This is a genomic window from Bifidobacterium sp., assembly GCF_022640935.1.
Taxonomy (GTDB): domain Bacteria; phylum Actinomycetota; class Actinomycetes; order Actinomycetales; family Bifidobacteriaceae; genus Bifidobacterium.
Genome location: NZ_JALCCV010000053.1, coordinates 1 through 8,220, shown reverse-complemented (window position 1 = coordinate 8,220; position 8,220 = coordinate 1). Strand labels below are relative to the sequence as shown.

Below are 8,220 nucleotides of genomic sequence, written 5' to 3'. Positions count from 1 at the left end.
CGTCATCGGTTTTCAGCGTCTTCCAGTATTCGAGCGCCATGTCCCACATCTTGCCCTCAGGCGCATGCGGACGGCCCTGCAGATACTCGTATGTCGTTTCGTCCGGCGCGATCATGCCGGCTCGCGCGCCGCCTTCGATGGACATATTGCACATGGTCATGCGCGCTTCCATCGACAGCTTGCTGATCGCCTCGCCGCGGTATTCGAGCACATGGCCCTGGCCGCCACCGGTGCCGATCTTCGCGATGATTGCCAAGATGATGTCTTTCGAAGTCACGCCGGCCGGCAGCGAGCCGTCCACGTTGATGGCCATCGTTTTAAAAGGCTTCAACGACAGTGTCTGCGTGGCCATCACATGTTCGACCTCGGAGGTGCCGATGCCGAAGGCCAGCGCGCCGAAGGCCCCGTGTGTCGAGGTGTGCGAATCGCCGCACACGATGGTCATGCCGGGCTGTGTAAGCCCTAAAATCGGCGCGAACGCGTGCACGATGCCCTGATCGGCATCGCCCATGCCATGCAGCCGAACGCCGAATTCCTTGCAATTGCGCTCCAAGGTCTGCAGTTGCAGCGCGGAGATCCTGTCGGGGTTCGGACGATCGATATCGATAGTCGGCGTGTTGTGGTCTTCGGTGGCGATGAGCTGATCGACGCGCCGCGGCGTGCGCCCGGCGAGGCGTAAGCCTTCGAACGCCTGCGGGCTAGTCACCTCGTGCATGAGCATCAGATCGATGTACAGCAGATCCGGAGCGCCGTTCTCCCCCTGCCGCACCAAATGGTCGGCCCACACCTTCTCGGCCAACGTGCTTCCCATATGCTCTCCTTAGCGACCCGATACACCTTCCACCACCGAGTATGGGAGGTCGCGGCTTGCGCGGACTTTTGCGTTTCGAAATGTGAGATGGCATAATCCCACTATGACTTCTTTGCACGCTCCAGCAGCCGAACTCGGCGAACGGCTTGACGACGCCGTTTTGCAACACGGTAACCAAGCTGATCAGGCAGTCGAAACCCTCAGATCGGCCGATAAGGAAATACATTCCGGGGTGGGGGTACTTGACAAAACGGTCAAGATATTGGATGCGCTGGAATCAGGCCCTTCGACGCTTGGGCAGCTGGTCGCCGCGACCGGGCTGGCGCGCCCGACGGCGCACCGGCTGGCGATTGCCTTGGAGCGGCATCGCTTCGTGGTGCGCGACCAGCATGGCCGCTTCGTGCTGGGTTCGCGCTTCGCCGAGCTCGCCGCAGCAGCAGGCGAGGATCGTTTGCTGACCGCCGCAGGTCCTATTTTGCAGACTCTGCTTGATCGCAGCGGCGAATCTGCGCAGATCTTCCGCCGCCAAGGTGACCAGCGCGTGTGCATCGCCGCAGTGGAGCGGGCAAGCGGGCTGCGCGACTCCATCCCCGTGGGCGCGATGCTCTCGATGGAGGCTGGTTCGGCTGCCCAAATACTCATGGCATGGGAGGAGCCGGAACGCATGCATCAGGGCCTGCGCCACGCCAAATACACGGCGAGTCGCCTCGCCGCCGTCCGTAAACGCGGATGGGCCGAGTCCATCAACGAGCGAGAGGAGGGTGTGTGCTCGATTTCCGCGCCGATCCGCAATGCGTCAGGCCATGTGATCGCCGCGATCTCCATCTCTGGCCCATCCGGACGCATGAGCCAAGCCCCCGGTCGGCGCTATGCCCCACTCGTGATGGCTGCGGGCCGTTATCTGACTGATGCGCTGGTCAAGGCGAGCGCCATCAACTGAATCCGGCCCGCACTTTTTCGCGCGGAATAAAAGGCGCGAGCCGAATCTTTTCTACTCCTCGCGCGGGCGCCGCAGGCGCTTGACGATGCGGGAGATGAGCCCGGGCTTGCGCAGGAGGTCCATCGTTTCCCCAGGCGAGGCCGCAGTGCTGTTGAGCGCGTAAGTATACGCCTTGCGGCTGCTGGGCTTGCCCGCCAGCTCTTCGAATTCGAGCAGCTGAGTGCGCGGGGCGTGCGGGTGGCGGATGTCGAATTCGAACAGCCGCGCCGCGCGCTGGGCCGGAGCCGGGCCGTAGGAGCCGAAACCGCAAGTCGGGCTTGCGGCCAGCAGGATGCCGTCAAGCGTGCCGACAAAGCCGTTGCGATGGTCATGCCCGGCGCTGAGCGCGAAGTAGCGGCCGTCCGAACGCATCAGTTCGAACTGCCCGCAGTCATGATCCGGGCAGCTCACGCCTTCGCCCAGATAGCTGCCGGGCAGCGTTCTGCCCTCGTCGATCACGTAGTGCCGCCCGGAGAATGCACGGTACCCTTCCACTGCATGGTCTTTCGTGGCTGGCACTTGCTCAAGCAGATCGTAATATTGCGGCAGCGGAAAATGCTGGAAGACCATCGCGCGAGTGCCGAGCAGCTCGGGGACCGAGCGCAGGAAAGCCAAGCCCTGTTCCGACGGCTCGCCGTACCCTCCCAAATGCGCATAATCGCCCGAATCCAGCAGCACCAGGCCGAGGACCGCATGCCTGCGCTCCACATCTGCCACCGGCAGCGCGAACGTGCCCGGCTCACATGGGTATATTTGCTGGTCAGCAAGCCCTGAGGCCGGTTGCGTACGCGGATGCTCCGGGCTGGCCGCCGTGGATTCAGGGTTCAGGCACCCCGGGAATTCGCGGTAGATGGCGTCCATTTCGGCGTTGTCGAGGCCGCATTGGAAATCGTGGTTGCCATAGGTCGCGGCCCACGGAATCCCGCGGTCGATCAGCGGCTGCACAAATTGCGCGATTTCGAAACGCACCAGCTCGCGCGTATGCTCCAAGTCGGCGGCGAAGCGATCGGCATTCTGTCGTTTCATGCGGTTCCACGCCACCGACCAGCGCCGCTTGCGGAAGGTCGCGGAATACGCAGTGTCATAGCCCGCGATCTGGTTGCCCGAAAATACGACGAGATCCGGTTTCGCCGCGTCGAGGCATGCGCTGATCAATGTGATTGTATCCTTGTCGATTTTCGGTCCGGATTGGATGTCAGCCAGTTGCAATACGCGGAATTTGCCCGAATTGTGGAACTGCAGTCGGCCCAGCCGCGCGGATACCGACAACGGACGCGCCTCGCCATGCTGCGCGGTTTTCGTATGTTGAGCCGCAGCCGAAGTCGTCATCGTCGCCAACGTGCGTTGCGTTTCATTCATATGTACCACCATAGTGCAGGAACATCGCGGCGCGGAAACAACGCACGCATATATTCTGCACGGAAACGTTATGTTCAGCGATAGCGATAGCCCGCAGTCTTTACAGAGTCGTAAGCCTCTGCGTATTCATGCGCCTGTGCTACAGAGTCATGTCTCACGAAACGCATTGGGCATGCGCAACCGTCCGGCCGACTTCGGCTGGGATGGCGTTGGGGTTGCCGCATTACCACTGGTCGGCCTGTATAGCTGGTTTGCCTATCGTTTGGCTCGTTCTGCTTGCGGTGATGCGGCTAACTGCCTCCACGACTTCGCTGGCATCGCGCGGCTGCCGATCGAGGGCGCGGTGGATGCTCAGGCCTTCGATAAGCGCATCGAGCATGCGGGCGGTGTCAGGATCGAAAAAACGCTCCAGCGCGGCACGGCTGCGCTGCATCCACGCCGTGGTGATGGCGCGGGCCGAGGGGTCTCTGGCCGCGAGGGTGTACAGCTCGTGGGTGATCACTTGCTCGCGCAGGCCGGAGAAGATGTCTTCGGTGATGATGGCGACGACCGCGGCCCTGGCCGAATCACGGTCCTCGGCCTGCGCCATGCGTTTCTCGAAGCGGTTGGCGACACCGTTGGCGAATCGTGTAAACGCCTCGCTCAGCAGCTCGTCCATGCCGTTGAAATGGTAGGTCATGGAGCCCAGCGGCACATCAGCCGCCTTCGCGATCACACGATGCGATGCGCCTGCCACCCCGACCTGCGCGATGACGTCCAAGCAACTGTCGATGATGCGGTCGCGCCGCCCGGGATCGGTGCGCCGCAATCGGCGCATTTGGTTCTTTGGCACCGTATCGGCTCCGTGATCGGACCTGCCTCCGCGAAGTTCCTTTGCCACGGCCTCACAATACCATAAAATGTACAGACGTACATACTATGCTGATGCTATATCCTACTCGTATTCACGTCGCACCAGCAGGCGACCAGCAACCGCCAAGGAGCGACTCCCATGCCGCAGCCATCACTTCTGACGCCACCGCATCTGACGCCGCAGCGCTCCGAACTCGACCACATGCTCGCCGGCGAGCTTTACAACGCCGCGGATCCTGATCTCGCGCGCCGCCGCGCCCGCGCCCACCGCCTGTGTGAAGCGTTCAACCGCACGCCCGAGGACGACTCGGAAACACGGCATGCGATTCTGGACCAGCTGCTGCCCCATCGCGGCGAAGGCGCCGACGTGGCAGGCCCCATCTACTTCGACTACGGCGAGTTCACGACCTTCGGCCGGGGCGTCTACGCGAACTTCAACCTGACCATTCTGGACGTGTGCCCGGTCAGCGTGGGCGACAACGTCATGTTCGGACCGAACGTATCGGTCGTGACCCCGATCCACCCCATGCGCTGGCAGGAGCGCAATGTGCGCACCGCCGCCGACGGCTCCAGTTTCGACTACGAATACGCCGCCCCGATCGCCATCGGCGCGAACTGCTGGCTGGCCACCAACGTCACCGTGACCGGCGGCGTCACCATCGGCGAAGGCAGCGTCATCGGCGCGGGCGCCGTCGTCATGCACGACATCCCCGCCAATTCCTTCGCCGCCGGTGTGCCTTGCAAGGTCATCCGCGAGCTCGGCGAGGCCGACCGCATGACCCTGCCGACGCGCGTGCCAGAGCCGGATAGCCGAAGCTGACGCTCGCACGAGCATTGCGAGCATTGCATGGGTCACGGCAGCCCGGCACGGCGATACGAGAACCCTGCACCGTGTATTCTCATCCTTGCAAAGGACTGCCTATGCCAGATTCATTATCCCCCGTTGCAGCGCACTGCGCCGCGCATGGCGACGGCAAACCAATGTCTGCACGCTGTCCGTGGGCATACAATGCAGGCGACGCGATGCTGGCCTACCACGACGAGGAATGGGGCAAGCCCTGCCACGATTTGCGCGATCTCTTCGAGCTGCTGTGCCTGGAAGGGCTGCAGGCTGGTCTGTCATGGAGCACTATACTGAACAAACGCGAACATCTGCGCACCGTGTTTCATGAGTTCGAGCCATCGCTCGTGGCTTCGATGGCTGACGATATCCCCACGCTCATGGCCGATCCCGGCATCATCCGCAACCGGCGCAAGATCGAGGCGATCATCCATAACGCCCAATTGGTCGACGGCATGGACAAGGCCGGCGAATCCTTTGACGAGTATACGTGGACGTTCGTCGGCGGGACAATACGAGTCAATCGGCCCGCGGATGCGGGCGCGATACCGCCGAGTGACCCGACATCCATGGCAATGAGCAAGGCGCTGAAAACAAAGGGCTTCAAGTTCGTCGGACCCACCATCATGTACGCCTTCATGCAGTCGGTCGGCATGGTCAACGATCACGTGCACGACTGCTTTTTGTGCCCGCCAATTTGCGCAGAATACTAGGCTGTCGCTTTTAGCTGCAGTGGACCGGGGGCACTTTCAGGCAGCTATCTCGGCTATCTGCAGTGCCATATCACAGCCTCTCCCTGCAAAACCGGCACAACGTCATGGCATTGCCGCGATTTTTCGCGAGTCCCCATGCCTCGGCACTGCAGCTAGCCAAAATGTATCTCGACCGCATGCAAAATCCACTACATACAGGCGTGATGCACCTTCTTCCCAACAGCTACCATCATCCTCGCTCAACCCTCGTTCAGCGCTGATTTCATGCTAAATAATGTTGCGAGAGAGAACTCGGCCTCACTCAAAGCCGGACACCAGCCCCAGACACATACCCAACGAGGACAGGCAACGCGCAACAGCAGCCAGAAAGGCATTGCTCCGAGCTGGGCCACGGCGCGCCGCCAGCGCAAACCCGCCCACATACGACTCAAGCCGACAGGAAGAACACACGCGAGGGAATGCACGTCATCAAGACCCATCGACGCCACCGTGAGAATACGGAAAATCGAATTCAGACTCGGCTTGCCATTCACCGGCCACATCCCCCACATTACCAGCGGCGCACACGCCATCGAATTCTTCAATCAGGAAGGCACATCCATCGTCAGCTGTCCCAACCCACTGCCAGGAACCGGCTACGTCGGAACCACCACCATATGGGCAAACTACAAAACGCCAGGGGAGTTCTGATACACGAACCGTCAGGGAAAAAACCACCTCCGGGGCAAAGCCCTCGTAGATACCGATGAAACGCCTGGCGAGCAGCTGTTCGGCTGCCGGAATGTCCATCAGCAGCACCAACTGATCGAACACCCGCGCATAATCATCCATGCCCAGCAGCTTGAGTGTCAGATATCTACGCGCGCCGCGCGTCGTCTCGTTCCGCTCAAGGAACACCCGCCACGCCGAATCCTTCCACGCGTAGCTCGTCGCGGTCGGGCCGCTCGACTCTTTGAAGCCGGCCACAACCGGATTGTCACAAACAGCGTAATTCGACGAGCCCGGAATCGATTCGGAAAGCATCCGAACACGAAACCGGCCGCAAGCGAGTGCCACCGGTCGCCCCGTTCAGCCGCTCGCTCTCATATTCGTCCAACGCCGGAAGCCTGGGCGGAACCTCGACAATCGCCGCGGAAAGCTCTGCGATCTCATCAAGCGTGAACACCGGCTCGCTGCCGCGCACCCGTGCAAATTCCGATTCGTCATCAAGCCAATAACCGAAATCGTCGATAACGAGAACGACAGATTGGCAATCCTGTTGTTTGCCACCGGTCTCTGGCGGCCACGACATGTACCATGCATGCGGTACCCCCGAACTGCAGGAGTTCGGGGGTACCGCAGGGGCTTACAGCGGGTTGGGATTCCACACCCGGAATCCCCCGTCCGCTTCGCCCTCTTAGCGCAGCCTCAGCCTTTTACTGCTCCCTGCGTTACGCCGCTCATCACCCAGCGCTGGGTGAAGATGTAGGCGATGATCGCCGGGGCCATTGCCATAAGGTATGAGGCGAAGGACACGTTGTAGTTGTTGCTGAACTGGGTCTGGAAGATGTTCTGACGCACCGGCAGCGACTGGATCGTCGCGTCGGAGATGATCAGCGAGGGCATCATGAAATCGTTCCACGCATACAGGAAGGCGAAGATGCCGACCGTGGCGCTCATCGGGGCCAGCAATGGGAAGACGATCTTGCGGAAGGTCTGCCATGTCGAAGCGCCGTCGATCTGCGCGCTCTCCTCCAGCTCGTGGGGGATCGAGCGCAGGAAGGTGGTGAACAGCAGGACGCTGAACGCCAGCTGGAACATCGTTGCCAAGATGATCACGCCGAAAGGGTTGTCCAAGTGCAGACGGCCGGTCAAGCTGATCTGCGGCAAGGCCACCACCGGGAAGGGGATGAACATCGCGGCGAGCACATAGAAGAAGGTGTAGCGGAAGAAGCGATGGTCCCAGTTGCGCACGATCGCATAGGATAGGAACGCAGCCAGGAAAATCGTCAGGATCACCACTCCGGCGGTGATCAGCGTCGAAATGCCAGCACCAATCGGCGTTTTGGTCATCTCCCATGCCTGCTTGAAGCCATCCACGCTCACTGGGTTCGGCAGGCTGAAAGCATTGCCGTCCACCGCCTGCTTCGTGGTCTTGAATGCCATCGAAACCGTGACATAGAGCGGAATGAGCACCGTGAGCGAGCAAACGGCCAGAATAATGGTCGCCGGCCAGTTGACGCGCTCCACACGCACCTTGATTTTCTTGGGCCTCGCGTTTGAAGCGGCTGGAGTTATAGATTGTGCACTCATCACTTGTTCCTTCCACGCATAAGAGAAAGCTGCAGCAGCGAGACGATCAGGGTGAAGATGAAGAAGACCGTCGCATTGGCCATTTGGTAGGCGTAATCGCCGTTCGTCAGTCCGTTGACGATGTTCATCGCCACACTCATCGTCGAAGTGCCCGGGCCGCCGTTCGTCAAGCCGACGATGATGTCGTAGGCATTGAGATAGCCCTTGAAACCGAGGATCGTGTTGATCACCACGTAGCTGAACACCAGCGGGATCGTGATTCGGGTCATCTGCTGGAACTTGCTCGCACCGTCGATATCAGCGGCCTCGTACACGTCCTCAGGCACTGACATGAGCCCGGCGATGTAGATGAGCAAGGTTCCCGGAATCGACT

The 8,220-nt window shown here is 60.9% G+C and carries 9 protein-coding genes; 3 read left to right on the top strand and 6 right to left on the bottom strand.

What is annotated here, in order from left to right:
• Positions 1 to 811: aconitase family protein (locus LKG04_RS08745; RefSeq protein WP_291763817.1), on the bottom strand; the 811-nt coding region annotated here is incomplete at its 3' end.
• A 103-nt stretch (positions 812 to 914) separates the two neighbouring features.
• On the opposite strand from LKG04_RS08745, the gene LKG04_RS08740 reads away from it, so the two are divergent.
• A complete protein-coding gene (locus LKG04_RS08740; RefSeq protein ID WP_291761329.1) occupies positions 915 to 1,751 on the top strand; it encodes an IclR family transcriptional regulator in 837 nt (278 codons plus the stop codon).
• A 51-nt stretch (positions 1,752 to 1,802) separates the two neighbouring features.
• On the opposite strand, the gene LKG04_RS08735 is transcribed toward LKG04_RS08740, so the two are convergent.
• The gene (locus LKG04_RS08735) at positions 1,803 to 3,149 is read right to left on the bottom strand and encodes a metallophosphoesterase family protein (RefSeq protein WP_291761327.1); all 1,347 of its coding nucleotides are present in this window, start codon (positions 3,147 to 3,149) and stop codon (positions 1,803 to 1,805) included.
• 223 nt (positions 3,150 to 3,372) lie between these two features.
• Positions 3,373 to 3,981 carry a TetR/AcrR family transcriptional regulator gene (locus LKG04_RS08730; protein WP_291761325.1) on the bottom strand — a complete coding sequence of 203 codons (609 nt, stop codon included), beginning with the start codon at positions 3,979 to 3,981 and terminating at the stop codon, positions 3,373 to 3,375.
• Between the two features lie 159 nt (positions 3,982 to 4,140).
• On the opposite strand from LKG04_RS08730, the gene LKG04_RS08725 reads away from it, so the two are divergent.
• Entirely contained in the window at positions 4,141 to 4,821 is a 681-nt protein-coding gene (locus LKG04_RS08725; protein ID WP_291761323.1) for a sugar O-acetyltransferase, read from the top strand.
• A gap of 101 nt (positions 4,822 to 4,922) precedes the next feature.
• Positions 4,923 to 5,555, top strand: coding sequence for a DNA-3-methyladenine glycosylase I (locus LKG04_RS08720; protein ID WP_291761321.1), 633 nt, complete (start codon positions 4,923 to 4,925; stop codon positions 5,553 to 5,555).
• A 468-nt stretch (positions 5,556 to 6,023) separates the two neighbouring features.
• Here the strand turns inward: LKG04_RS08720 and LKG04_RS08715 are convergent, their stop codons facing one another.
• The 3 genes from LKG04_RS08715 to LKG04_RS08705 form a co-directional block, all read right to left on the bottom strand.
• Entirely contained in the window at positions 6,024 to 6,578 is a 555-nt protein-coding gene (locus LKG04_RS08715) for a hypothetical protein (RefSeq protein ID WP_291763816.1), read from the bottom strand.
• Positions 6,579 to 6,962: 384 nt separating this feature from the next.
• Positions 6,963 to 7,847, bottom strand: coding sequence for a carbohydrate ABC transporter permease (locus tag LKG04_RS08710; RefSeq protein WP_291761315.1), 885 nt, complete (start codon positions 7,845 to 7,847; stop codon positions 6,963 to 6,965).
• The coding region (locus LKG04_RS08705; protein ID WP_291763815.1) for a carbohydrate ABC transporter permease at positions 7,847 to 8,220 on the bottom strand (374 nt) is incomplete at its 5' end. The genes LKG04_RS08705 and LKG04_RS08710, both read right to left, overlap by 1 nt.